This window comes from Candidatus Nanopelagicales bacterium (genome assembly GCA_018003655.1).
Lineage (GTDB): Bacteria > Actinomycetota > Actinomycetes > S36-B12 > UBA10799 > JAGNDY01.
Window position 1 is genome coordinate 1 of record JAGNDY010000028.1, and the last position, 23909, is coordinate 23909.

General features: G+C 62.5%; 25 protein-coding genes. 18 read left to right on the top strand and 7 right to left on the bottom strand.

Annotation, left to right across the window (positions count from 1 at the left end; genetic code table 11):
• The coding region (locus tag KAZ48_05775; GenBank protein ID MBP7972288.1) for a hypothetical protein at positions 1 to 1477 on the top strand (1477 nt) is incomplete at its 5' end.
• Positions 1478 to 1511: 34 nt separating this feature from the next.
• Here the strand turns inward: KAZ48_05775 and KAZ48_05780 are convergent.
• Complete coding sequence (locus tag KAZ48_05780; protein ID MBP7972289.1) at positions 1512 to 1883, bottom strand: carboxymuconolactone decarboxylase family protein; 372 nt, start codon at positions 1881 to 1883, stop codon at positions 1512 to 1514.
• 152 nt (positions 1884 to 2035) lie between these two features.
• On the opposite strand from KAZ48_05780, the gene KAZ48_05785 reads away from it, so the two are divergent.
• Both KAZ48_05785 and KAZ48_05790 read left to right on the top strand, forming a co-directional pair.
• Positions 2036 to 3421, top strand: coding sequence for an MBL fold metallo-hydrolase (locus KAZ48_05785; GenBank protein MBP7972290.1), 1386 nt, complete (start codon positions 2036 to 2038; stop codon positions 3419 to 3421).
• A gap of 93 nt (positions 3422 to 3514) precedes the next feature.
• Positions 3515 to 3967: a rhodanese-like domain-containing protein gene (locus KAZ48_05790; protein ID MBP7972291.1), complete on the top strand. Its 453-nt coding sequence runs from the start codon at positions 3515 to 3517 to the stop codon at positions 3965 to 3967.
• A 22-nt stretch (positions 3968 to 3989) separates the two neighbouring features.
• Here KAZ48_05790 and KAZ48_05795 read toward each other — a convergent pair whose 3' ends face one another.
• Both KAZ48_05795 and KAZ48_05800 read right to left on the bottom strand, forming a co-directional pair.
• A complete protein-coding gene (locus KAZ48_05795) occupies positions 3990 to 4829 on the bottom strand; it encodes a sulfite exporter TauE/SafE family protein (protein ID MBP7972292.1) in 840 nt (279 codons plus the stop codon).
• 3 nt (positions 4830 to 4832) lie between these two features.
• Positions 4833 to 5180 carry a rhodanese-like domain-containing protein gene (locus KAZ48_05800; protein ID MBP7972293.1) on the bottom strand — a complete coding sequence of 116 codons (348 nt, stop codon included), beginning with the start codon at positions 5178 to 5180 and terminating at the stop codon, positions 4833 to 4835.
• A 393-nt stretch (positions 5181 to 5573) separates the two neighbouring features.
• Here KAZ48_05800 and KAZ48_05805 point away from each other — a divergent pair, with 393 nt between their 5' ends.
• The 5 genes from KAZ48_05805 to KAZ48_05825 are packed head-to-tail and all read left to right on the top strand — an operon-like array spanning position 5574 to position 10677.
• A complete protein-coding gene (locus KAZ48_05805; protein MBP7972294.1) occupies positions 5574 to 5978 on the top strand; it encodes a hypothetical protein in 405 nt (134 codons plus the stop codon).
• 47 nt (positions 5979 to 6025) lie between these two features.
• Entirely contained in the window at positions 6026 to 6646 is a 621-nt protein-coding gene (locus tag KAZ48_05810; protein ID MBP7972295.1) for a 2-oxoacid:acceptor oxidoreductase family protein, read from the top strand.
• The gene (locus KAZ48_05815; GenBank protein MBP7972296.1) at positions 6630 to 7940 is read left to right on the top strand and encodes a hypothetical protein; all 1311 of its coding nucleotides are present in this window, start codon (positions 6630 to 6632) and stop codon (positions 7938 to 7940) included. The genes KAZ48_05810 and KAZ48_05815 overlap by 17 nt, the downstream gene beginning before the upstream one ends.
• Positions 7937 to 9028: a hypothetical protein gene (locus KAZ48_05820; protein ID MBP7972297.1), complete on the top strand. Its 1092-nt coding sequence runs from the start codon at positions 7937 to 7939 to the stop codon at positions 9026 to 9028. The genes KAZ48_05815 and KAZ48_05820 overlap by 4 nt, the downstream gene beginning before the upstream one ends.
• 2 nt (positions 9029 to 9030) lie before the next feature.
• Positions 9031 to 10677, top strand: coding sequence for an NAD(P)-binding protein (locus KAZ48_05825; protein ID MBP7972298.1), 1647 nt, complete (start codon positions 9031 to 9033; stop codon positions 10675 to 10677).
• A gap of 6 nt (positions 10678 to 10683) precedes the next feature.
• Here KAZ48_05825 and KAZ48_05830 read toward each other — a convergent pair whose 3' ends face one another.
• The 4 genes from KAZ48_05830 to KAZ48_05845 all read right to left on the bottom strand — a co-directional run bounded on the left by KAZ48_05830 (position 10684) and on the right by KAZ48_05845 (position 14178).
• Positions 10684 to 11052 carry a hypothetical protein gene (locus KAZ48_05830; GenBank protein ID MBP7972299.1) on the bottom strand — a complete coding sequence of 123 codons (369 nt, stop codon included), beginning with the start codon at positions 11050 to 11052 and terminating at the stop codon, positions 10684 to 10686.
• 57 nt (positions 11053 to 11109) lie between these two features.
• Entirely contained in the window at positions 11110 to 11799 is a 690-nt protein-coding gene (locus KAZ48_05835) for a GNAT family N-acetyltransferase (protein ID MBP7972300.1), read from the bottom strand.
• Between the two features lie 128 nt (positions 11800 to 11927).
• On the bottom strand, positions 11928 to 13298 hold the full coding sequence (locus tag KAZ48_05840) for a DEAD/DEAH box helicase (GenBank protein ID MBP7972301.1): 1371 nt from the start codon (positions 13296 to 13298) through the stop codon (positions 11928 to 11930).
• 265 nt (positions 13299 to 13563) lie between these two features.
• On the bottom strand, positions 13564 to 14178 hold the full coding sequence (locus KAZ48_05845) for a PadR family transcriptional regulator (protein ID MBP7972302.1): 615 nt from the start codon (positions 14176 to 14178) through the stop codon (positions 13564 to 13566).
• 290 nt (positions 14179 to 14468) lie between these two features.
• Here KAZ48_05845 and KAZ48_05850 point away from each other — a divergent pair, with 290 nt between their 5' ends.
• From KAZ48_05850 to KAZ48_05895, 10 genes are all read left to right on the top strand, one after another.
• Positions 14469 to 14954 (top strand): hypothetical protein, encoded by a 486-nt coding sequence (locus tag KAZ48_05850; protein ID MBP7972303.1) that lies wholly within the window; start codon positions 14469 to 14471, stop codon positions 14952 to 14954.
• Between the two features lie 116 nt (positions 14955 to 15070).
• Positions 15071 to 15994: a hypothetical protein gene (locus tag KAZ48_05855; protein ID MBP7972304.1), complete on the top strand. Its 924-nt coding sequence runs from the start codon at positions 15071 to 15073 to the stop codon at positions 15992 to 15994.
• A gap of 6 nt (positions 15995 to 16000) precedes the next feature.
• The gene (locus tag KAZ48_05860) at positions 16001 to 16609 is read left to right on the top strand and encodes a CDP-alcohol phosphatidyltransferase family protein (GenBank protein ID MBP7972305.1); all 609 of its coding nucleotides are present in this window, start codon (positions 16001 to 16003) and stop codon (positions 16607 to 16609) included.
• 1 nt (position 16610) lies between these two features.
• Positions 16611 to 17000, top strand: coding sequence for a glycine cleavage system protein GcvH (gene gcvH / locus KAZ48_05865; GenBank protein ID MBP7972306.1), 390 nt, complete (start codon positions 16611 to 16613; stop codon positions 16998 to 17000).
• Between the two features lie 64 nt (positions 17001 to 17064).
• Positions 17065 to 17580, top strand: a complete 516-nt coding sequence (locus KAZ48_05870) for an FHA domain-containing protein (protein ID MBP7972307.1) — start codon at positions 17065 to 17067, stop codon at positions 17578 to 17580.
• Between the two features lie 17 nt (positions 17581 to 17597).
• Positions 17598 to 18326, top strand: coding sequence for a MerR family transcriptional regulator (locus KAZ48_05875; GenBank protein MBP7972308.1), 729 nt, complete (start codon positions 17598 to 17600; stop codon positions 18324 to 18326).
• A 25-nt stretch (positions 18327 to 18351) separates the two neighbouring features.
• Positions 18352 to 18837 carry a bifunctional nuclease family protein gene (locus KAZ48_05880; protein MBP7972309.1) on the top strand — a complete coding sequence of 162 codons (486 nt, stop codon included), beginning with the start codon at positions 18352 to 18354 and terminating at the stop codon, positions 18835 to 18837.
• 310 nt (positions 18838 to 19147) lie between these two features.
• Positions 19148 to 19639: a MerR family transcriptional regulator gene (locus KAZ48_05885; protein ID MBP7972310.1), complete on the top strand. Its 492-nt coding sequence runs from the start codon at positions 19148 to 19150 to the stop codon at positions 19637 to 19639.
• Positions 19640 to 19746: 107 nt separating this feature from the next.
• A complete protein-coding gene (gene gcvP / locus KAZ48_05890) occupies positions 19747 to 22647 on the top strand; it encodes an aminomethyl-transferring glycine dehydrogenase (GenBank protein ID MBP7972311.1) in 2901 nt (966 codons plus the stop codon).
• A 31-nt stretch (positions 22648 to 22678) separates the two neighbouring features.
• Positions 22679 to 23909: cation:proton antiporter (locus tag KAZ48_05895; protein ID MBP7972312.1), on the top strand; the 1231-nt coding region annotated here is incomplete at its 3' end.

The window sequence follows — 23909 nt, forward strand, 5'->3', positions numbered from 1 at the left end:
GGCATTGAATTCACTTCCGCTGCAATTCGGCCTGGTTGCTGGCGCAGGCGCCGTTCTGGCATTGTCCGCGCGAGGCTCCACGCATGATTCCGCCGACGGGACGCGGGCATGGTTGCTGCGTAACCGCTCGCAACTCACAATCATTGGCAGCTTCCTTCTCGCACTGGCGTTCTTTGAGAAGAGCCTGATCATCGGTGTGTTTCTCTTTGGCCTGGCGATGGCTCTTGGTTCCGGCGGAGTGCGAAGCCGTTTACGCGGTGCTTGGCGTCTCTCGCGGGCAGTGTGGCTGACGCTTGCCGCAGTGACGATCGCTTATGTCGCGACGTACTTCTTCGCGAGCGCGGTGCACCCGCACAATCCAGCGTCAGTTGGCACGGCACTTTCAGCCTGGTACCACTCGGTCGTTGTCGGCTCGATCCCTGCCTTGTTCGGGGGCCCGTGGACGTGGCTCCCGATGGGTGCGGGTTCGGCCCTCGCCGACACTCCGTTGGTTCTCGCGCTGATCTGCTGTGCGCTATTGCTGACGTTCGTTGCCGTGACGGTTCGGCGCAATCCGACAGCTCGCTGGGCGTGGATCGTTGCGCTCATCTACATCACGCTGGATGTCGGTGTGCTCGCTTTCGGCAGACTCGCCCCAGGCATACCCACCAGCATCGGCGCGAGTCTGCGGTACACCAGTGATGCGCTGATACCGATCGCGATGGCCGTAGCGCTGTCGCTGATGACGGTACGAACCGACAACCCGGCCCGGCAGCATGACGACGGCGAGCAAGAGCAGGAGCCTCCGGCAGGTGACCCGCCCGATGCCGAGCAGCACCAGGGGAACCGCGTCCTGATCGGCAGTGCCGTATCGGCAGTCATGGTGGCCGGCGTTCTCCTCAGCGCCACCGGGTTGGCGCTGGCGCTGAGCAAGAACGCCTCGATCCACTACACCAACAACGCCGTGCCCCAACTCGCGGCGACGGATCGTTCTTCGCCGCTCATCCCGCAGTCCGTGGCCGGCAATGTGTTGTTCCCGGTCGCCTACCCCTACAACCAAACCGATTGGTTCTTCGCACCGCTTCGTGACAGACCTGCCTTCTCAACTACGACAGACAACTTGCGCGTGCTCGATGTCAACGGGAACCTGCGTCCTGGCGCCGTGCAGGGAGTCAAGGGCGCGGCAAAGGTCAAGGGATGTAGATACCGCGCTACCGGGGGAGCGGGTCCAATTTCCGTTTCGTTGGAGCGTTCGGTCTTTGATTGGAATTACACAGTCGCGATCGGGTACTTAGCCAGCGTCGATACGCCGATCACGGTAGGCCTCACTGGCCAGCCAGCGGCAGAAACGGCAGTGAGCGCAGGACTGCATAGTGTCTTTGTGAACACGTCCGGCAGTGGCGATCACGTGCTCGTCACAGTGCAGAAACCGGGAGCGACGGTCTGTGTCGGATCAATCGTGGTTGGGCTAGCAGTCCCGATCGTCGACCCCGAGTGATCGCATCTGGACTGGACGTGCGGATCGCTCGGCCTCAGTTGGGCGCGGCTGCTCCGCTGGCATGCACGTCGGCATGAAACTCAGCGAATGAGGACAGGGCTCGGGGTCCGTACACCGTCGCCGGGCCACCGTTCATCAGCACTGCCACACCGATGGCCTCGGCTGCCTCCTCAAGGGTCGCGCCCTGCATGGCAGCACCTCTGGCATGAGCGGCAATGCAGCCGTCGCACTGCTTGCTCACCGAGATCGCGAAGGCCATCAGCTCCTTGGTCTTAGCGTCTAGCGCACCGTCGGTCAGCGCAGCCGAGTGCAGAGCGCCGAACGCTTTGTACACGTCCGGAATCATCCGACGCAGTTCGCGAGCATGCGGGCGAAGCTCCTGTTGAACGTCTTTTCCGTAGGTCATTTGCTGGACTCCCATCGTCGGTCTGCAATCTCTGGCAGCACTGTGCGTCGCGACGCATCCGGGAATGTTTCGCGGCTGGCTAGACTTGAAGCATATACCCCCTGGGGTATACCATCAACCTACGTTCACTAGTCGTCATGAGGAGTCCTCTCGTGTACTTTGCCCAGCATTACTTGGATTGTCTGTCCCAGGCGTCGTACCTGATCGGCGATGAATCGACTGGTAAGGCGGTTGTGGTCGACCCTCGCCGCGACGTCACCGAGTACGTCGACGACGCGAACGAACATGGCCTGACGATCATCGGTGTGATCAATACTCACTTCCATGCTGACTTCCTCGCTGGCCACCTGGAGTTGGCAGAGGCAACCGGAGCATGGATCGCCTACGGAGCGGCTGCCGAGACCGAATACGCCAGTCGCTCGTTGCAGGACGGTGAGCGCATCGTCCTGGGAGACGTCTGGCTGAAAGTCATGGCAACACCAGGTCACACTCCTGAGTCGATCAGCCTGCTGGTGCACGACGGTCTGAACCCAGAGGTTCCGTATGGGGTTCTGACTGGAGACGCGCTCTTCATCGGTGACGTCGGCCGGCCGGACTTGCTCGCCTCAATCGGCGTGACAGCCGACGAGCTGGGCAAACAGCTCTACGACTCGATCCAGCACAAGCTGATGTCACTGCCCGATGAAGTCAGGGTCTTCCCAGCGCACGGCGCTGGCTCCGCGTGCGGCAAGAACCTGTCGACCGAGTTGCAGTCAACGATCGGTGCGCAACGGCTGACCAACTACGCCTGCCAGCCGATGTCGGAGGAGCAGTTCGTCTCCATCGTCACCGCTGGCCAGCCCCCCGCGCCGGAGTACTTCGTCTACGACGCGATCCTCAACCGCAAGAACCGCGATGTCCTTGACTCCGATCGCAGCTTGCGGGATCTGGACGCCGACGCGGTGACCGCCGCCCGGGCCGCGGGAGCGACCGTCATCGACACCCGCGAAAACCTGGATTTCGCGGCTGGGCACCTCACTGATTCGATCAATATTCCAGCCGACGGCAGGTTCGCCGAAACCGCTGGCATGGTTTTGCAGCCCGGCGACCAAGTCGTCATCATCGCGGCACCCGGGGGAGAGGACGAGGTCGCAACTAGACTGGCGCGCATCGGGTTCGACTCGGTACTCGGCTTCATCGGCAACGTCGATGAGGTTCTCATCGCGTTGGACGACCAGGTCGAGCAGGCAAGCCGGCTGACGCCGGTGCAGCTGGCCGACGTCATCGCCGGACCGGTGTCACCGTGGGTACTCGATGTCCGCAATGTCGGCGAACTCGACGCGGGAACGATTGATGGTGCCGCCAACATCCCGTTGGCCGAGCTCGGTCGGCGCCTCGAGGAGGTGCCCACGGATCGCCCAATCGTGACCTACTGTGCTGGCGGCTGGCGCTCAAGCGTCGCTGGCAGTTTCCTTCGCAGCCGTGGTCTCGATGACGTCTCAGATCTGGCTGGTGGCTTCGCCGCCTGGGAAGCCATGCACGAACCGGTGATTGCCTAACCTGATACCGAGGTGGGCGCGTCGCTAGGCGTGTTCGCCCGATGAAACCACCCACCACTGCGCATCGATCAGCTGTACCGACGAGGAGTCTCTATGTCCATCACGAGCCCCAAGCGCCGCTGGGCAACAGGAGCTGCTGCAGCGGCATTGGCCGCGACCGCAATCGTCGGGGTCAGCGGCTGTTCGTCCTCGACGAGCAGCGACTCTGCAAGTCAGTCCGCGGTGTCCTCAGGTCAGCATCTGTCGGTGGCGGAGTTCTCTTCGGCAATCCAGCAACCTGGCACGGTTGTGCTCGACGTTCGAACCCCAGCCGAATACGCCAGCGGTCACATCGAAGGCGCCAGGAACATCGACTTCGAGTCGGGCAACTTCGCGACCCAGATCGCTGGCCTGGACAAGAACACGACCTACGCCATCTACTGTCGCAGCGGCAATCGGTCGGGCCAGGCCTTGACGCAGATGAGCAATGCTGGCTTCACCAATGTGTCGGATTTGAACGCCGGGATCGTCGCGTGGGAAGCGGCCGGCAAGCCAGTCGTTCAGTAGTGGCCGGGCCGTTCGGTTGAGGTCACCCAGCGAGGATCGCGCTGACGACGGTGAATCCACCGACCAGCAGCATCAAGATTCCGAAGGCACCCGACAAGACCCATCCAGGGATACGCGAGGACACCAGCGCGCCAATGATGGCGAATATCGCAGTGGCGGCGGCCAGGGAGAACGTCAGACTCAGGGGTCCCAAGTCACTGTGACGAACCGCAAGGGCAACCGCCGAGTTCATCACGATGACCACCAAGCCAGTTGCGGTGGCGCGCTTGACCGGCAGGTTCATGGCAGCGATCAGCGCGGGTACGACGACGAAGCCGGCTCCCACCCCAAAGAAGCCGGTGATGAGCCCGACACCCGAGGCGAGCAGCACCATCCGGATTGTCGATGCAGTCCCGCGCGGCTGACTAACCGTAGACTCGCTGTCGGTGACATCCGGGCTGTCCAGATCTGATGTGGGGACGAGTTGGTCAGTCTCTTCGCTGGTGATCAGGCGTCGAGACTTGACGGCGGCTCGAAGCATGGTCGTCGCGCCGATGACCAGCATGACTGCGAGTCCACCGAGGAGGAGAGCGTCGCTGGCAGATTGGGCGGCGCGCGCGCCGACGATAGCGCCGACAGATCCAAGGGCACCGAACGTTAACCCGACCCGCCAGTCCACGCGCTGTGCGCGGTGGTGCGGGATGATCGCAGCGGCCGCGCCAGTCCCGACGATCACCAGTGACATCGTCGAGGCCACCAGGACCGGCTCACCAAGCGCTACGAGCAGTGGGACGGCAAGAATCCCGCCACCTCCACCGAGCAGGCCGAGTACGAGGCCGAGGATGGCGCCAACAAGGACAACGACCAACAAGCCGCCACTCATGGGTTAGACCGTCAACGGTTGACCCGCACCGTTGACCAACTCACCGCCGGCAACCGCCCAAGCGCCGAGGCCCCCAGCGAGGTTGACTGCCTTGTAGCCGCGAGTATTGAGGTACCCGGCAGCTGTGTTCGATCGGCTGCCGCTACGGCAAACGACCACGATGGTCTGGTCATTGGGGAGCTTTGACGACGCGTTGGTGAGCGAACCCAGCGGCAACAACTGTGCCTGCGGCGCGTGTGCCTCGTTCCATTCGCCTTGCTCGCGAACATCGAGCAGAAGCGCTCCGTCTTGGACGAGCTTGCGGGCCTGCGCTCCATCAACAGCGGGTACGGCTGCGACTCGGTTGATCAAGGCCACGTCAGGCTCCAATGTTCGGGTGTCGTTGACTGCACCAGGATACCCCAGGGGGTATCAGGTCGGCAACTTCCGCTCAGGGTGATCCGCGCAACTTCGCCGCTGGTTCACGGGCGGCCGATACTGTGTTTCATCAGCCAAAGCGCGTTTGGCAAAATACCCCAGGGGGTATATAGTCCAGTAACTCATCAACCATATTCGGAGGTCATCAATGTGTAGTCCCGCGACTTGCCCACGCTGCCGCAAAGCAACGTTCTCAGGCTGTGGCATGCATGTCGATCAGGTGTTAGGAGGCGTGCCGCGCGAACAGCGCTGCGACTGCCGATAGAACCGCCAGAGCCCGAGACCCGCTCACCAGGCATCCCGAGACGCATCCCGAAGGGGAACCCGATGGATCCCCGAGATGCCCTCGCGGCGATGTTGGCTGCTGCGTTGGTCCATCTGCAGCATGCTGCGGGTGACACTTCGATGTGTGACCTGAGTCGGACTGGTAGTCCGGTTCCCGCACTGAAGTACCGGGAGGGTGCCTGGGCCGCTCTCGCCGAAGTCAGACGCAAGGTCGGCCCTGATCTGGACACCACGGTGACCACTGCTACGTCGACGCTGCAGCAGTGGTCAGCCGAATTGGACCGTGCCCGGTTCCGGGGTTCGGGCGCCAACTGGCTGGCGTACCGCACAGGCGGGGTCGACGCTTTGAATCGACTGATGGAGGCTGTCCAAGCTCCGCCGGTGGCGCTGCCCAGTGACGGTGCGCGCGACGGTCACGAGGTGGTCGACCGAACCTTCCCGGGATAAGGTGGAAGACGACGGCGACCCGCCAACGACTGACCTGTTGAGCTGACGTGAAGGGACCACCTGTGTTCCAGACCCGGATCCATGGACGTGGCGGACAGGGAGTGGTCACAGCTGCCGAGTTGATGTCTGTGGCGGCCTTCGCCGCAGGCAAACACGCGCAGGCCTTCCCGAGCTTTGGATCGGAGCGAACGGGAGCGCCGGTGGTCGCTTACTGCCGCATCGCCGAGGTACCCATCCGCAACCGCGAACCCATCGTTGTGCCCGACGGCCTGATCATCCAGGATGCGACTCTGCTCAATCAGGTGGATCTCTTCGCAGGACTTTCCAACGACGCCTTCATCCTGATCAACACCCACCGGACCCTCCATGAGCTGGGCATGGCTGAGTTTGTGGCCGAACGGGGTCTCGACCATGTCATCACGGTTCCAGCGACGGAAATCGCCAAGCGATGGGTGGGTAAACCGGTTCCCAACGCGGTCTTGCTCGGGGGATTCGCGGCGTTGACTGGGGTTGTTTCGCTCGCGGGTGTCCAAAAGGCAGTGCGCGAGCGATTCCCCGGGGAGCTGGGTGAGAGCAACGCAGCTGCTGCTGCGGAGGCCCATCAGGACGTCCTCGATGTTGTTGGCGGACAAGGCAAGGTTGGTGAAGCTAGTGCTGCAGCAAATTGAGGGATCGCAAGCCGTCGCTGCCGCTGTGGCGCTGTCGCGCCCAGAGGTAATTTGCGCCTATCCCATCTCCCCGCAGACACACATCGTCGAGACGCTCAGCAAGCTCGTGAAGTCGGGATCACTGGCAAACTGCGAGTACCTCAACGTCGAGAGCGAATTCGCGGCGATGAGCGCCTCGATCGGCGCGTCGGCAGCGGGCGCTCGCTCGTACACAGCAACCGCGAGCCAAGGGTTGCTCTTCATGGTTGAGGCGGTCTACAACGCGTCCGGGTTGGGACTGCCCATCGTGATGACGGTCGCCAATCGGGCGATCGGTGCGCCGATCAACATCTGGAACGATCATTCCGACTCGATGAGTCAACGCGACTCCGGTTGGATTCAGTTGTACGCGGAGGACAACCAGATGGCTGTCGATCTGCACATCCAGGCGTTCCGGTTGGCCGAGGAAGTGTCGCTGCCAATCATGGTTTGCATGGATGGCTTCATCCTCACCCACGCAGTCGAGGAGGTCGACTTGCCCGACCAGCACGTCGTCGACTCATTCCTCCCTCCGTTTGAACCCCGCCAGATTCTGGATCCTGCTGAGCCTGTTTCTATCGGCGCGATGGTGGGTCCGGAGGCATTCATGGAAGTGCGGTATTTGGCCCACCTTCGGCAAATGCGCGCGCTGGAATTGATCCCACAGATCGCGGCCGATTACGGCCAAGCCACCGGCCGAGTCCGCGACGGGTTAATTTCCTCGTACAAAGTCGAGGATGCGGACACTGTGATCGTCGCGCTGGGTTCGGTGTTGGGCACTTTGCAGGATGCCGTCGATGAGTTGCGCGCGGACGGACACCGGATCGGCGTACTGGGGATTACCTCCTTCCGACCCTTCCCACTCGAACGGGTTCGGCAGGCTCTCGCGGGTGCGAAGAACGTCGTGGTGCTGGAGAAGTCGCTCGCCGTTGGCATCGGGGGCATCGTGAGTTCCAACGTCCGAACGGCTCTGGCCGACTTACCGATCAGGATGTCGACAGTGATTGCTGGACTTGGTGGACGCCCCATCCTGACTCGGTCATTGCAAGAGATGATCATGAAGGCGCAAGCTCGGGAGTTGGATGAGCTGACGTTCCTTGATCTGCGGGAGGATCTGATTGAGATGGAATTGCAACGATCTCGGAGTCGACGACGCTCAGGCCCCGCTGCGGAGAACATGCTCAGGGATGTGGGTGCGGTCGGTGATCCGCACGCGGTGACACCGAGCGGCCCGCGGGTTGCGACACCCCTTGACGATCCGAGTGGGTCGCGATGAGTGACCCGGTCAAGTTCTATCAAGTCGGCTCGTTCGCCGTCGGCAACCGACTGCTCGACATCACCTCGGTGCAGTCCGATCCCAACCGCAGCAACTCCATCAACAGCGGACACCGGGCGTGCCAGGGATGCGGCGAGGCACTTGGTGCGCGATACGCCTTGGATGCTGCGATGCGCGCCGCGGACGGAAACATCATCGCGGTGAACGCGACCGGCTGCCTGGAGGTTTTCTCAACGCCGTACCCGGAGACGAGCTGGCAGATTCCGTGGCTGCATTCGTTGTTTGGCAACGCTCCCTCGGTGGCAACTGGAGTTGCGGCCGCGTTGCGTGTCAAAGGTCAGGCGAGCACTCGCGTTGTGGCACAAGGGGGCGACGGCGGCACGGTCGACATTGGGATGGGCACCCTGTCGGGCATGTTCGAACGCAACGATGACGTCCTCTACATCTGTTACGACAACGAGGCGTACATGAACACTGGGGTTCAGCGGTCTGGTGCCACCCCGCCGGCCGCACGAACAATGACCACCCAAGCGGTTGGCGAACACCCCGGCAATCCGTTTGGCCAAGGCAAAGATCTGCCTCGAATCGCGATGGCGCACGACGTTGAGTATGTGGCGACGGCGACAGTGGCCGACCTGCACGACTTGGAGGACAAAGTCACGACGGCGATGTCCATGCACGGCGCGCGCTACCTGCACGTACTGGTTCCTTGCCCACTCGGGTGGGGGTCGGCCAGCAACGACACGATCAACCTGGCGCGCCTGGCGACCCAGAGTGGACTCTTCCCGGTCTTCGAAGCCCGGGCCGGAGAGGTGACAGCGGTGACGAAGATCCGCCAGCGGGTGCCCGTCACCGACTACCTAAAGCGGCAGAAACGGTACGCCCACCTGTTCGGCGCCAACCCAGATGTCGACACGCTAGCGATGCTGCAGGCCAGGGCTGACCGGAACATCGCGCGGTACGGACTGCTAGGGGACGGCGACGGCGACGGCATCCAGGCCGGTAGCGACGGGTCCGCAGGCACCATTGAACCTGTCGCCACCGAGTCTGCGGATCCGTCCGCGGATTCAACGAAGATCGAGGAGTAGCTGTGGAGAAGCCGTTCGCAATCACGCTCGACGTCGGATCGAGTTTGGCCAACAAGACGGGCACGTGGCGCACGGAACGGCCCATATACACGAACTCGATGCCACCGTGTAATAACGCGTGTCCGGCGGGGGAGAACATCCAAGGGTGGCTGTACGACGCGGAGGAGGGCCGCTACGAGGATGCGTGGCGGGTCTTGGTCCGCGACAATCCATTCCCCGCCATCATGGGACGCGTTTGCTACCACCCCTGCCAAACCGCCTGCAACCGAGCACAACTCGATCAGCCGGTGGGGATCAACTCGGTTGAACGATTCCTCGGTGACGCCGCCCTGCAGGATGGCTGGACATTCGACGCTCCACCAACCAGCACCGGCAAGCGTGTGCTCGTGATAGGCGCAGGGCCCTCCGGGCTGTCGGCGGCCTACCACTTGCGTCGGTTCGGGCACGACGTCGTCTTGCGCGATGCCGGTCCCAAGGCTGGCGGCATGATGCGCTTTGGCATCCCCGCCTACCGCCTGCCCAGAGACGTCCTCGATGCCGAGATCGAACGGATCCTGAATCTAGGCGTTGGCCTCGAACTCAACAGCCGGGTCGACGACGTGTTGGCGGCCAAGGAGGGCGGGGGATTCGACGCGGTCTTTCTGGCGGTCGGTGCCCACATCGGTAAGCGCGCGTACATTCCCGCAGGCGAGTCGGCGCACATTCTCGATGCGGTCGCGCTGTTACGGGACATGGAGGGCGAAGAGAAGCCACTGCTCGGCCGCCGCGTCGTGGTCTATGGCGGCGGCAACACTGCCATGGATGCCGCCCGAACCGCCAAGCGCCTCGGCGCCGAGGAAGCGGTGATCGTCTATCGCCGCACCCGAGATCGGATGCCCGCCCACGACATTGAGGTCGAGGAAGCCCTGGAAGAAGGCGTGCTGATGCGCTGGTTGTCGACTATCAAGCACGTCGACGACGACCACATCACCGTCGAGCGGATGGAACTCGATGACACGGGGTTCCCGCAACCGACGGGAGAAACTGAAGAGCTCGCCGCCGATTCCCTGGTGCTGGCGTTAGGGCAGGAAGTCGACCTGTCGCTGCTCGACGGCGTTCCCGGGCTAGCCGTCACCGACGGAGTGGTGCAAGTCAATGAGCGAATGATGACGGGGTTTGACGGGATCTTCGCCGGTGGGGACATGGTTCCCTCCGAACGCACCGTGACCGTGGCAATCGGTCATGGCAAGCAGGCCGCCCGCAACATCAATGGGTGGCTCATGGGTGAACCGTTCGTGCATGAAGCACAGCCGCCGTTGGCGACGTTTGATGACCTCAATACCTGGTACTACACCGACGCGGACAAGACGGTGCGGCCGACACTTGAAGTCGCCCGCCGCCTGGATTCATTCGCGGAGGTCAAGCACGGGCTCAACGAGTCGAACGCGCTGTTCGAAGCCCGCCGCTGCCTGTCCTGTGGCAATTGCTTCGGTTGCGACAACTGCTTTGGGGTCTGCCCGGACAATGCCGTCATCAAGTTCGTGGCCGGATCGGCGGCAGGCGACAACGGTCGTGACTACGCCTTTGACCTGGACTACTGCAAGGGCTGCGGAATCTGCGTCAGCGAGTGTCCTTCCGGTGCGATCCTGATGCTCCCTGAGCAAACCTGACCGGCCTTAGCCGGGCACAAGTTCGTTGAGCTGACCGGCAGTCAGCGGCGACGCGGCGGCGAGCTGTTCGGCAATTGCCGCCACAGCATCGTCGGAACTGATGTTCAGCGACAGTGCCAGGTCGGTTACCGCTTGCTGGAGGTCGGCGACGGCTGCCCGCAGCGCGTCGCTGGAACTCGCCCGCTGTGCGAGGATCTGTTCGATCTCCTCGATGGTCAATCGCGTTTCTTCTTCATCCAGCCAGTACTTGGGCTTTCGGAAGAGCCAACTTGTGATCGCCAACTTCTGGCCGAGATGGATCGTGATGGGGAAGACCTCAGTCTCCGCGCACACAGTGGTGAAGGACAGGTCTTGGGGCGATGCTTGGTTGCTCACCTGGCAAGTCTGCCCTGTCCCTACTGCGCGCCTCGCGCGACGGGTCCCCAGCAACGGCTAATGGGCGACGAGCACTTTCGCCGGGTCGAGGTCGATTTCCACATGCGCGACGCCACCACTCTCGTCGGTGACGCTGACGTGCCCGACCTCTCCGAGTAACGCGAATACCGGGTCGTTCTCGTGGAGTACGTCACCGCTCCACTTCTGGTGTCCAGCAGCCAAGGACAGGGTCGCGAGCGCTGTGATCAGACTCGTTCCGATACCTCGATGTTGGTAATCGTCGGCGACCGCAATTGCAACCTCCGGTGGTTCGTCGTCGGGCAGCACGGCATACTCCGCCATCGCAACGATCACCTCCTGCGGTCCTTCTCCCGTGGTGGTGATCAGACCGACTCGCTTGTACCCATCGCGCTGCGACAGCTGGGCTGACACCCGGGCCCGAACCTGGGGCACCGAGGTGAGAAATCGAAGTTCGCGCGAGTGATCGCTGAGGCCATCCTGCATGAAGTCCAGCAGCTTGTCGGAGTCATCCGCGGTCAGCACCCGCACTCGGAAGAACTCGCCCTTGGACATGAATCCAAATCGTGCTGGAGCGTCTGGCGGCGCCTTTGCTTCCGGGTGCCGCCACGCTGCCAGCACCGACGCCAGAGTCTCATTTGGTGGGCGCACATAGTCGCCCAGGCGCATGCGGCCGGTCGTCCGCGACTCAAGGTCGTCGGCTCGGTCGGCGCGGTCCTTTGCGCTCATGCCCGGTCCCTTCCGTTGCGAGTCTGGCTGGTCATACCCAAATGTAGATGGTTGGCAATCGAGGCCGTTGGCGACGTAGGCGGGTTCACCTGGAGTTGACTAGCTGCGGGTCGATCGGTTGCCAACACCTAACGTCTGCCGCGGGCGTCGCCGGGTCGTGGTCGTCCACGGCCCTTTGGGCTCTTCCGGCGCGTATCTCGACTACCCTGCGCAGTGCGTTTGTTTCCGCCCTGTCGGCGGTTGGAGTGACCGGCTGCGCGGGTTCGTGAACTGCGACCCTCCTCCCGCGACTGCTTTGGCTCGGGCTCGACTCGACTGGTGGTCCGGTCGCCGGGCGCGATCTCCTGCAGGAATGGGTGGCCCGGGGTAACGCGGGTGGTGGTCGTGCTCACCCCAGCGCGGCGGGTCAATTCGCGCACTACCCGAGTTTGGCGACCAGTCATGATCGTGATGACTGTGCCAGCGGCACCGGCCCGTGCGGTACGACCCGAACGATGCACATAGGCCTTATGTTCGTCTGGGGGATCGGCGTGGACAACCCGAGCAACATCATCGACGTGGATACCGCGGGCGGCGATGTCAGTCGCGACCAGGGTTGTTGCCCGGCCTTGCGTAAACGCTCTGAGGTTGCGTGCGCGCACGGCTTGGCTCAGATCGCCGTGTAGATCGACCGCCGCAACTCCAGCGTGGGTCAGCTGCTCAGTGAGCTTCGCTGCGCCGAGCCTGGTGCGGGTGAACACGATGGTCCTTCCGGGAGCCTGCGCGAGGTCGGTCATGACGGCCAACCGGTCGCCAGAATCAACCCGAAGCACGTGGTGGCTCGCCTCGTTCGCGCCCTCATCCTCATCGACACTGTGGGTTTTGGGTGCATCGAGATACTGCTGAACCAGGACGTCCACGTCACCGTCGAGGGTTGCCGAGAACAGGAGACGTTGGCCTTGTCGTGGCATCTGATCCAGTAGTGCCCGCACCTCGGGGAGGAAGCCCAAGTCGGCCATGTGATCCGCCTCATCGATGACCGCAATTGCTACATGATCGAGTCGGGCATGGCCAGATCGAATGTGATCGTCAAGGCGCCCGGGGGTTGCAACCACGATGTCGGCGCCGCGGCGAAGTGCAGCAATTTGGGGACGCGGGGCAGCGCCGCCATAGACGGCGACGGTCTTGAGGCCGAACGCCGCAGCCAATGGCACGAATGTGGCATGGATCTGGTTGGCCAGCTCTCTGGTTGGAGCGAGGATCACGGCGCGGGGGCGTTTGGGCTCGCTTACGCCGCCCGCGAGGCGTGCGACGACTGGCAAGGCGAAGGCGAGTGTCTTTCCAGATCCCGTGCGACCTCGGCCGAGGATGTCCCGGCCCCGTATCGCATCGGCCAGCGTCGCCGCCTGGATGGGGAAGGGCGTCGTGATGCCCAACCCGGCGAGAACTCGAACCAGTTCGGAAGGCACGCCGCAGGCCGCGAATGTGGTCGGTGCCGAGTGCGGGGAAGTTGTTCGCATCTTGCGGGGTGGTCGAGTATGCGAGGCGGCTCGGCGCGATCCGTGTTGGGTGCTGCGGCCGCGTTTAGTCGACTCGGCGGCCTTTGGCTTGCGCGAACGCGGCTTGCGGGGGCGGGGATCCGCCATGAGCTCTCCGAACATCGGGCTGCTGAGTGACGCCGTTTAGGCCAACTTACCCGCACTCGCCGGTGGCACGGACGGAAGCAACGAGTGGGTGTGCGACCGTTGCCGCACACCCACTCGAGCTGACTTGCCGATTAGTCGGCTACTTGTTGTCGGCTTCCCGCTGGGTTGGATCCTGGGCAAGGATCAGGTACAGCGATCTTTGCGCGTCTGCCAGTACCTTCGCAGCGGCATTTACCTGTTCGGGGCTGCCAACGTGAATGACCTGCTTGAGCGCTAACGCGACGCCCTCGATGCTTCTGCCAGCGTCGCGACGAGCATTCGAGCGACCGGAGTGGGCCGATTCCCACACCGCGTTGATTGCTTCCTTGTTGTCGGCCATGTACGCAGTGCCCTCGTCGGTCAGTGACGCGACCCCGCGACCGGAATCGTCGGTGACCACTCGGATGAGCCCTTCGTCCTGCAGCAGTGCCAGGGCTGGGTAGATCGAGCCGGGACTCGGTTGCCAGCCCCCGTCAGTTCGTTCGGCGATTGCCTGCATGAGCTCATATCCGTGTCGAGGCTCCTCGTCGATGAGCGCCAACAGTGCCAACCGGACGTCACCGCGACCCCGGCGACCTCCGCCGCGTTGACGGTGCCCGCCCCGGGGTCCGCCCCGGTGGCGACCGCGACCTCGGCCGCGGTCCTGGTCACGACTCTGACCATGGTTGTGGTCGTTGCTGTTCTCTTCTTGCTCAAAATTGTGGTTGCTGTTCATTTCTGCTCCTGGGGAGGTCAGTGGTGCGATCCGCTGATCGCATCGGATGTGTCGGCAGTCGTGCGGGGCATTGAAGCCGCGCTCCTGACTGCGTCGATCGAGGTGTTCAGTGTACTTCGACTATTACTCGATGCACTTACTCGATGTAGTAACGATATATCGGTATTGGAGAATGTGCAACCCCTTAGCGCCGCTGCACTCTGCCGCTTCAGCGCTGTTGGGAGCTGGCTGCTCCGATCGTGAGATCACGAGGACTCACGACGCTGCAGTTGCTGCGATACAACTAGCGCATGAGCACGGAAGCCCGGGATGGCTTTGGCCACAGCCTTACGCTGGTCATCTATTCGTCGTTGACCGTCTTCGCGGTCGTGGCCGCGTCCACTTGGAAGGGAGCGGTCAAGGAGTCGGGGGAGTTGATCCTCCTGACCGTCGCTTCAGCGTTGTCTGTCGCCGTGGCGCATGGGTGGGCTGGATTGATCGAACACCGGGCAGATCACAGCCAGAGTCGGCTGTCCCTCAGCGTGTGTGAGGTGTCCCGACACACCTTTGCGTTGATGTTGCCAGCGGCCCTCGCTTGCGCTGCGATCCTCCTGTCCACGCTCTTCGATGGGTCATTTGAGGCGGCGGTCCGGGCGTCACTGCTCCTGTTGACAGCGTGCTTCTCGATCGCATCCGGGAGTCTGGCCAGGCGCGGGGGCATGAGTTGGCCCCGAAGTGTCGGTTGGGCTGTCGCGGGGATGCTGGTGGGAGTTGTGCTGGTACTGCTCAAGGCGTAATCGGCGTTGGCACAGAATGCTGCTGCAACACAAGGTCCGACACATCCTGAGCAATCGGGCGGGTCGGGTGATGTCCGATAGCGTGACGAAACGCAGATGGAATCTGAGGGGATCGAATGAAGCGCGTCGTATTGGTGATCGTGGGGATATTGCTCTTGCTGTTCGGCCTGGGCAGCATCGCGATCGGAACCGGCATCGTTGTCGGTGCCGGCAGTGATGGCGAGTTTTCGGCTGAGGCTGGCAACGCGAATGGCGACGGCAAAGCACTCGTCTTCAACGATTTCGCAGTCGACACGGGAGGCACCAGTGACACGCTTTCCGGACTCGCTGACCTGACAGTCGGCGCCGAGTCGACAAACGGCAAGCGGCTCTTCATCGGGGTTGGGCCCGTCAATCAGGTGAATCAGTACTTGTCAGGATTCCCGCACGACATCGTTTCCGACATCTCGTCCGACAGCGGCGGCACCAAGGTCATCCCCGTTCCTGGCAAGGACCAACCCGCGCCCCCGATGGATCAGAGTTTCTGGACGGTGCGCGCGCAGGGCAATTCACCGCGGATTTCGATTGACCCGGCTGCAACCCAGACCCTGGTCGTGATGAACGCTGACACTTCCGAGCAGGTGGCCATTGATCTCCAGGTTGGCGTGAAGTCGAGGTTCCTCTTCCCAGCCGGCATCGGGTTGATTGTTGTCGGCGCGATCTTCGTCCTGCTCGCGATCTGGGCATTCGTTCGATCGCGCAAGAAGCGCACGGGCCTGCCGCCGGGCGCTTATCCACCCGCGATGGCCACGGCCTCGGGCCAGGTGCCGCAGCAGTACCCGCCGGGTCCGCCCGTCCAGCCGTACCAACCCCCAAACTCAGCCCCCCAAGCCCCGCAAGCCTGGCAACCGCCGGCCAGTCCGCCCGTCGCAGGCCCACCGCCGACCAGTCCGCCAACTCAACCCTGGCAACCACCGGCCGGTCCATCGGCCGGTGGTGAACCCCCACCAACGACGACATCGCCATTCAGTCCGCCGGACCCACCGACTCCAGAGCAGTAGGTTCGGGTGGAGGTACAAGAGACAGAGGTACAGACCGACCGAGTGTTGACGGTCCCGAACCTGCTGAGTTTCCTGCGATTACTCGGCGTGCCGCTGTTCCTGTGGCTGATCCTCGTGCCCAAAGCCGATGGTTGGGCGATCGTCTTACTGATCTTTGCCGGGCTGTCTGACTATTTGGACGGCAAGATCGCCAGACGGTGGAACCAGATAAGCCGGCTGGGCCAGCTACTCGACCCGTTGGCCGATCGACTCTACATCCTCGCGACGCTGATCGGCCTACTCCTGCGGGACATCATTCCTTGGTGGCTCGTCGCCTTGCTGGTGGCACGCGACCTCGTGATGGCAATCGTGCTGTTGGTGTTGAAACGCACACGAGGTATCACCGGACTACCGGTCCATTTCATCGGCAAAGCCGCGACTTTTTGCCTTCTCTACGCGTTTCCGCTCATCCTGCTGGGAACTGGGCCCAGTTGGATAGCTACCGTCTGTCAGGTATTCGGTTGGGCATTTGCGTTGTGGGGGACCGGTCTCTATTGGTGGGCTGGTGGCCTCTACATAGAACAGGCACTGCGGATCATTCGACATACTCAGGCAGTACCCCGCGACGCTCGATAAGGTGACCGACATGAACCCAGACCATCTTCGCTACTCGCCAGAACACGAGTGGGCTTTTGTCACCGAAAACGGCAACGTGCGCTTCGGCATCACCGACCATGCCCAGGACGCCCTCGGCGACATCGTCTTCGTCACGCTCCCCGAGCCCGGTGCCACGCTGGTCGCTGGCGACAGTTGCGGCGAAGTGGAGTCAACCAAGAGCGTCTCTGACATCTACGCCCCCATCTCCGGTGTCGTGGTATCGCGTAACGACGTCGTCGAGACCTCGCCGGAGGTACTGAATACAGACCCATACGGAAACGGGTGGCTCGTTGAACTGACCCCCGAGTCTAAAGGTCCACTTGAGGGTTTGCTGAGCGCGGCGGAGTACGAAGCGCTCATCGCCGAGTAGTTTCTTGCTCGGCTCCGGCTAAGTCGCTTGCCAATCCATAGGCTGAACCTTAGGTTCAGGCTTTGTGATTCAAAAGTGCTCCAACTGTGATTACGAGCTGGCTCCCGGTGACAGATTCTGTGCTGAATGCGGCGAGCCAGTCGTCAGCACAGCCCCCCATGCCGGTGCCTCGGACATCACTGGCACCGTTCATGGACTGGGACTTGCAACAAGCGATACCGGGCCCCAACAGGCCGTTGAACTCCCTGACATCGGTCCGGTGGAGGTTGGTCAGCATTTGCTGGTGATCGTCCGGGGGCCTGGCGCTGGAACTCGGATTGATCTATCGGGCGATGTCATGGTTGCCGGCAGGGCACCAGAGGCTCCGATCTTCCTCGATGACATCACCGTGTCCCGCCATCACGCCCGCTTCGAGTCCGATGGCGACGAGTGGAACCTCATAGATCTGGGCAGTCTCAACGGGACCTACGTCGACCGCCAGCGCGTTGATTCAGTACGGCTCGACCCGGGTGACGAGATTCAGATCGGCAAATACCGATTCCAATACGTTGCTGGCGTAGCAGCAGAGGAGACGGTGTGACAAGCGCGGCACAGGCGATGCCGATGCCGATGCCTTTGCTCACTATCGGAGCGGTCCTCGATTTGCTCACTACCGAATTTCCCGACATGGACCTCAGCATTTCCAAGATACGTTTCTTGGAGGCGGAGGGCCTCGTCGTTCCGGCGCGGACACCCTCGGGTTACCGGAAGTTCTCACCGGCTGATGTTGATCGCCTCCGATACACCCTACGCATGCAGCGCGACCACTTTCTCCCGCTGCGGGTGATCCGCGAACACCTCGACAAAATTGACCGGGGTTTTGAACCCGTCGCCGTAGTCGACAACCAACCGCGGGTGCCAGTATCCGTTCCCACAGCAGTCATTCCGGTGCCTGACCTTGAGGCCGACGAGTCGGTGCAGATCACCTTTTCTGACCTGGTCGAAGAGACCGGACTCAGCGTCCGGGCACTGGTGGACTTGGAGAAGATGGGCGTCATCACCCGTGATGCCGAGACCGAGCAGTTCAACGCAGACGCCGTCGAGATCTGCCAGGTTGTCGGTCAACTTCTCGGCTATGGGTTGGAGCCGAAACATATGCGTTCGGTTGTCTCGGCCGCTACCAATCAGGCAGACCTCGTCGAGGGTTTGATTGGTGCACGGCTCGCCAGCGCAACGGGATCCAATCGTGAACAGTTGCGCTCCGATGCCCAAGATGTCGCAATCCAACTGCTGCGGCTGCAGTCGATCTCGATCCGCGCTCAGCTGAGTCGGTCATTGGCCGACTGAGCCTGTTGCGGCGTAGAGTTGGCCCGTGATCGAGGTAGAGGTAGTTGGCGTCCGCGTTGAAATGCCCGCCAACCAGCCGGTGCTATTACTCAGAGAGGTCCAGGGCGCACGGTTCCTACCAATCTGGATCGGCGCAGTTGAGGCAACTGCGATCGCCTTTGCGCAGCAGGGCGTCGAGGCGCCGCGACCACTAACCCACGATTTGATCAAAGACCTGCTCGACGCTTTCGATCATGAACTTGTCACCGTTGAGATCTCCAACCTCGACGAGGGCGTCTTCTACGCGAACCTGAATTTCGCCGACGGGAGCACCGTTAGCGCTCGGCCCTCTGATGCTGTCGCCCTCGCCCTGCGTACCGGGGCGAAGACGGTCGTGGATGAGCAGGTGATGGATACCGCTGGAGTCGACGCGCCGGAGGAAGAAGAGGACGAAGTCGAGGCGTTCCGGGAATTCCTGGACACCGTGTCGCCGGAGGACTTTGGCGGCGGGCAACAGCCACCGGATGCCTAATTAGGTGAATTCCATGGCTGAAATTACCGATATGGGGTTCTTAATCAACCTCAAGTAAAGGTTGAGGGTTCGGATTTCTTACGGCATTGGGCCCGTTGTTCGCGTTGCAGGTTGACTCGGGCGACGGTTGTCCCTACGTTTCGAGCAAGCCAAGAGCGACCCGAGGTACTGGAGGATGCAAGTGACCGAAGCCACCGGTACCAACGTCGGAGGCAATGTGCCTCAAAGCGGCAAGTCAGCCACCGAGTCGCGAGTCTCGGTGCCGCCGCAGCAAGAAGTGCTTTTTGAGACCGTCGGACATGAGCTCTCGATGGACATCGGCTACCGCGGTCCGATCGCGTGCAGCGCCGCCGGAATCACTTATCGTCAACTCGACTACTGGGCTCGCACGGGCCTCATCCAACCGAGCATTCGCACCGCGAAGGGATCTGGATCTCAACGCCTGTATAGCTTCCGCGACATCCTGGTCTTGAAGGTCGTCAAGCGCCTTTTGGATACCGGCGTTTCGCTACAGAATATCCGCACTGCAGTCGACCACCTGCGAGATCGCGGGGTGGACGACCTAGCGGAGATCACGCTCATGAGTGACGGCGCGAGCGTCTACGAGTGCACTTCCGAAGAAGAAGTCATTGATTTGGTACGGGGCGGCCAAGGGGTCTTTGGCATCGCCGTTGGTCGAGTGTGGCGCGAGATCGAAGGTAGCCTCGCTGAGCTTCCCGGGGAACGAACCGACGGGCAAGGCGTGGTTCCGGAAGGCTTCTCCGACGAACTCGCCAGCCGTCGAGCACTGCGCACTGGCTGAAGCCCCACGGTTGATCGGGGTCGGCCTACCAGCGGGTAACCTTAGTTATCGGCTCAGCCGGGCCGCGCGATCGCGTAAAACTGACGACCTGTGAAAAGAGCGGCACCGTGAGCGTGGACTATCAACGTCGACATATCGGACCGACCACCGAAACCCAGTCGACGATGCTAACCGAACTCGGCTACTCGACTGTGGACGAATTGTGCGCTGCGGCTATCCCAGCGTCGGTACGGCTGAACGCTGAACTCGATCTTCCACCGGCGATCTCAGAAGCGGAACTTGCCGCCGAACTCGCTGGACTCGCGGATCGAAATGAACCGCGCACCCCCATGGTGGGCCTGGGCTACTACCGATCCCACACCCCTGCGGTGATTCGGCGCAACGTCCTGGAGAACCCCGCTTGGTACACGGCTTACACGCCATACCAACCGGAGATTTCCCAGGGCCGCCTTGAGGCCCTGCTGGTCTTCCAAACGATGGTCTCTGATCTGACCGGGATGGACATCGCCAACGCTTCATTGCTCGATGAGCCGACCGCCGCTGCCGAGGCGATGTCCCTGTCCCGGCGGGTATCCAAATCCAAGTCGAATCGCTTCATCGTGGATGCTGACACTCATCCGCAGACGCTGGCCGTTTTGGGCACCCGCGCTGAGCCGCTCGGCATCGAACTCGTCGTAACCGACCTCGACGGTGGGTTGCCCGACGGTGACGCCTTTGGCCTTTTGTTGTCGTATCCAGGTTCATCTGGCCGAATTCGCGACTTCCGGTCGTTGACGTCGCAGGCCCACGACTGGGGCGCCGTCGTCACTGCCGCGACCGATTTGTTGGCGCTGACATTGCTCACTCCACCTGGCGAATGGGGAGCAGACGTCTCGGTCGGCTCGGCCCAGCGCTTCGGAGTGCCGTTGGGCTTTGGTGGCCCACACGCAGGTTTCATGGCCCTGCGTGAGGATTGGGCCCGCAACCTGCCAGGTCGCTTGGTGGGGGTCAGTACCGATGCACACGGACAGCCGGCCTACCGACTGGCATTGCAGACCCGCGAGCAGCACATTCGTCGGGAGCGCGCCACCAGCAACATCTGTACATCACAAGTGCTGCTCGCGGTCATGAGTGCTTTTTACGGCGCGTACCACGGCCCTGAGGGCCTGACTGCCATCGCGAGCAGGGTGCACTCGCGAGCGGTCTCCATGAGCATTCGACTAAGCGCCTTGGGAGTTGAGCCACAGGCTGGTGAGTTCTTTGACACGGTCACCTTGTACGCCGCTGGTCTGGCCGACGGGATCGTCAAAGCCATCGCGTCAAAGGGCATCGACGTTCGGTTGGTCGACGCCGACCGATTCGCTGTCAGCGTCGACGAGACAACGACTGTCGCGCACGTTGATGCGTTGTGCGCGGCCGTCGCTGAGATCGTCGGCCGCCGCGACAAGGGGTCAGACCCCGTGCAGTCAGACCCCTTGTCGGCTGACCAACCGCATGGGTCGACCGCCAAAGAGGCGACCGAGTCAGTGCCCGCGCTGCCAGGGCCCTTTGCGCGCGATTCCGACTTCATGACCCACCCGTGGTTTCACCAGTACCGCAGTGAGACGACGATGATGCGGTGGTTGCGCCGGCTGGCCGACTTCGATCTCGCCCTTGACCGGACGATGATTCCGCTCGGCTCATGCACGATGAAACTGAACTCTGCGGCCGTCATGGAGCCCATCAGTTGGGCTGGCTTCGCCAACATGCACCCGTTCGGGCCGCCGGAGTCGGCTCGTGGTTATCGCGAACTCATCGACCGGGTGAGTGCCTGGCTAGCCGAGCTCACCGGCTATGCGGCGGTCTCGATCCAGCCAAACGCCGGATCTCAGGGTGAGTTTGCTGGGTTGCTGGCCATCCGGGCATATCACCGGGAGCGCGGCGAGGGTCATCGCACGGTGTGCCTCATTCCATCGAGTGCCCATGGAACAAATGCCGCGAGCGCCGCGATGGCGGGCATGCGAGTGGTCGTGGTCGCCTGCGATCACACCGGGGGAGTGGACCTCGACGATCTTGAGGCGAAGGTTGCCCAACACCGCGATCAACTCGCGGCCATCATGGTCACGTATCCGTCGACCTACGGCGTGTACGAGGACACCGTGGGCCACGTCGCCGCCATAGTTCATGAGGCAGGCGGTCAGGTCTACGTTGATGGGGCAAACCTCAATGCGCTGGTCGGTCTGTCCGCACCGGGGGAGTTCGGCGCGGACGTGTCGCACCTCAACCTGCACAAGACTTTCTGCATTCCGCACGGCGGCGGCGGGCCCGGGGTCGGACCGGTTGGGGTTCGCGAACACCTGGTGAAATACCTGCCAAGCCACCCCTTCCTGCCCGACTCGCCCGTTGATGCCCCGGTTGGTGCGATCAGCGGCGCCCCCTACGGAAGTGCCGGAATCTTGCCGATCCCGTACGGCTATCTGCGGATGATGGGTGCCGACGGACTCAAGGCAGCCACCCAGAACGCGGTTTTGACGGCGAACTACGTGGCTGCCCGCTTGCGCAACCACTACCCGATTCTCTATACCGGCAACGAGGGATTGGTTGCCCACGAGTGCATCCTCGATCTGCGCGACATCACCAAGGAGACTGGTGTCACCGTTGACGACGTCGCCAAGCGGCTGATTGATTACGGTTTCCACGCCCCCACCATGTCGTTCCCGATTGCCGGCACGTTGATGGTCGAACCAACCGAGAGTGAAGACCTGGCCGAACTCGACCGCTTCTGCGAAGCGATGATCGCGATTCACGCGGAGATTGATCGAGTGGCCGCGGGGGAGTGGACGCTGCAGGAGTCTCCGTTGCGGGCAGCCCCCCACACCGCGCACGCTCTGGCGCAGGAATGGGATCGGCCCTACTCTCGCGAGCTAGGTGCCTACCCGGTCGCGGGGTTGACTCGAGGCAAGTACTGGCCACCGGTTAGCAGAATCGACGGCGCCTATGGCGATCGCAACCTGATGTGTTCGTGCCCCCCGCCCGAAGCTTTCGAGTGACGTGCAGGATCACCTATTCCTAATCGTTGGAGTGGCCGTCGCAGTCGCTGCGATCGGTCGCTGGCGAGGGTTCAATCCGGCCATTGCGTTGATCGGCGCGGGCTTGGCATTGGAGTTCATCTTTCCGTCTGTTACGGCCGGGGACATCAACCCGGAGCTGGTCTTGAGCCTGGTGTTGGCGCCGCTGGTTTTCGCGGCAGGACTGGGTAGCTCCGCAGTCGACTTGAGGCGAGTCCGGCGCAGCGTGCTGTTGCTGGCAGTCGGCCTGGTCATCATCACGACCTTTGTCGTCGGTTGGGTCGTGTCAGCGGTGGTGGGTCTCTCGCTTGCGGCCGCCTGTGCACTCGGGGCGATCCTGGCCCCCACCGACGCCGTCGCCGCGAGCAGTGTGGCTAAGAAGATTGGGCTGCCGCAGCGAGTCCAACTGGTCATCGAAGGCGAGAGCCTGGCAAACGATGGCACCGCGTTGACGGTTCTGCGAGTTGCGGTCGTGGCTGCCGTCGCCGGGTCAGTGACCTTGTTCGACGCGGGGGAGATCCTGTTCCTGGCCGTAGTCGGCGGCATCGGTGTTGGCGTGGTCGGTGGCTTTGGGGTTTCCTGGTTGATCCGACTCTCCGGCGTTCCGGTGATCGTCAACTCGATCCTGATCATCACGCCGTTCGTGCTCTACCGAATCTCCGAGTCCATTGAGGGTTCCGGCTTGCTCACGATGGTGATCGCCGGGGTGTGGATCGCCCATACGACCTATGCGAGCTCGCAATACGAATCCCGGATTCAGGCTACCGCCGTCTGGTCCTTGATCACGTTCCTGCTTGAGGCAATTGCGTTCTGCTTGGTCGGCGTCGAACTATTCGAAACTGCCAGCGGGGTCACCCAGGCGCCGAGGTGGCAACTGTTGGCGCTGATCGTCTCGATCACGTTGTTGCTCTTCTTACTGCGCGCACTGTTCATGTGGCTGTGGTTCTTGCTCGGTCCTCGGCTTGTTGCAAAAGCTTTCGAGGACAGGCGCTCAACGGCAAAAGACTTTGTCGCCATCAGCCTGCTCGGAGTACGCGGACCGGTCTCTGTGCTGGCCGCGTTCTCCATACCGGCTGACTTCCCCGGCCGAGCCTTCGTCATTACCTTGACCTTCGGCGTCGTGATTCTGTCGCTGCTGTTGACCACTGTGGCCAGCCCCATCATCGACCGGTTGAACCTCAGCACGACGACCGACGAGCTATCACTTGCGCACGCGCGCGCCTCGGTCGCCAAGGCCGCATTGA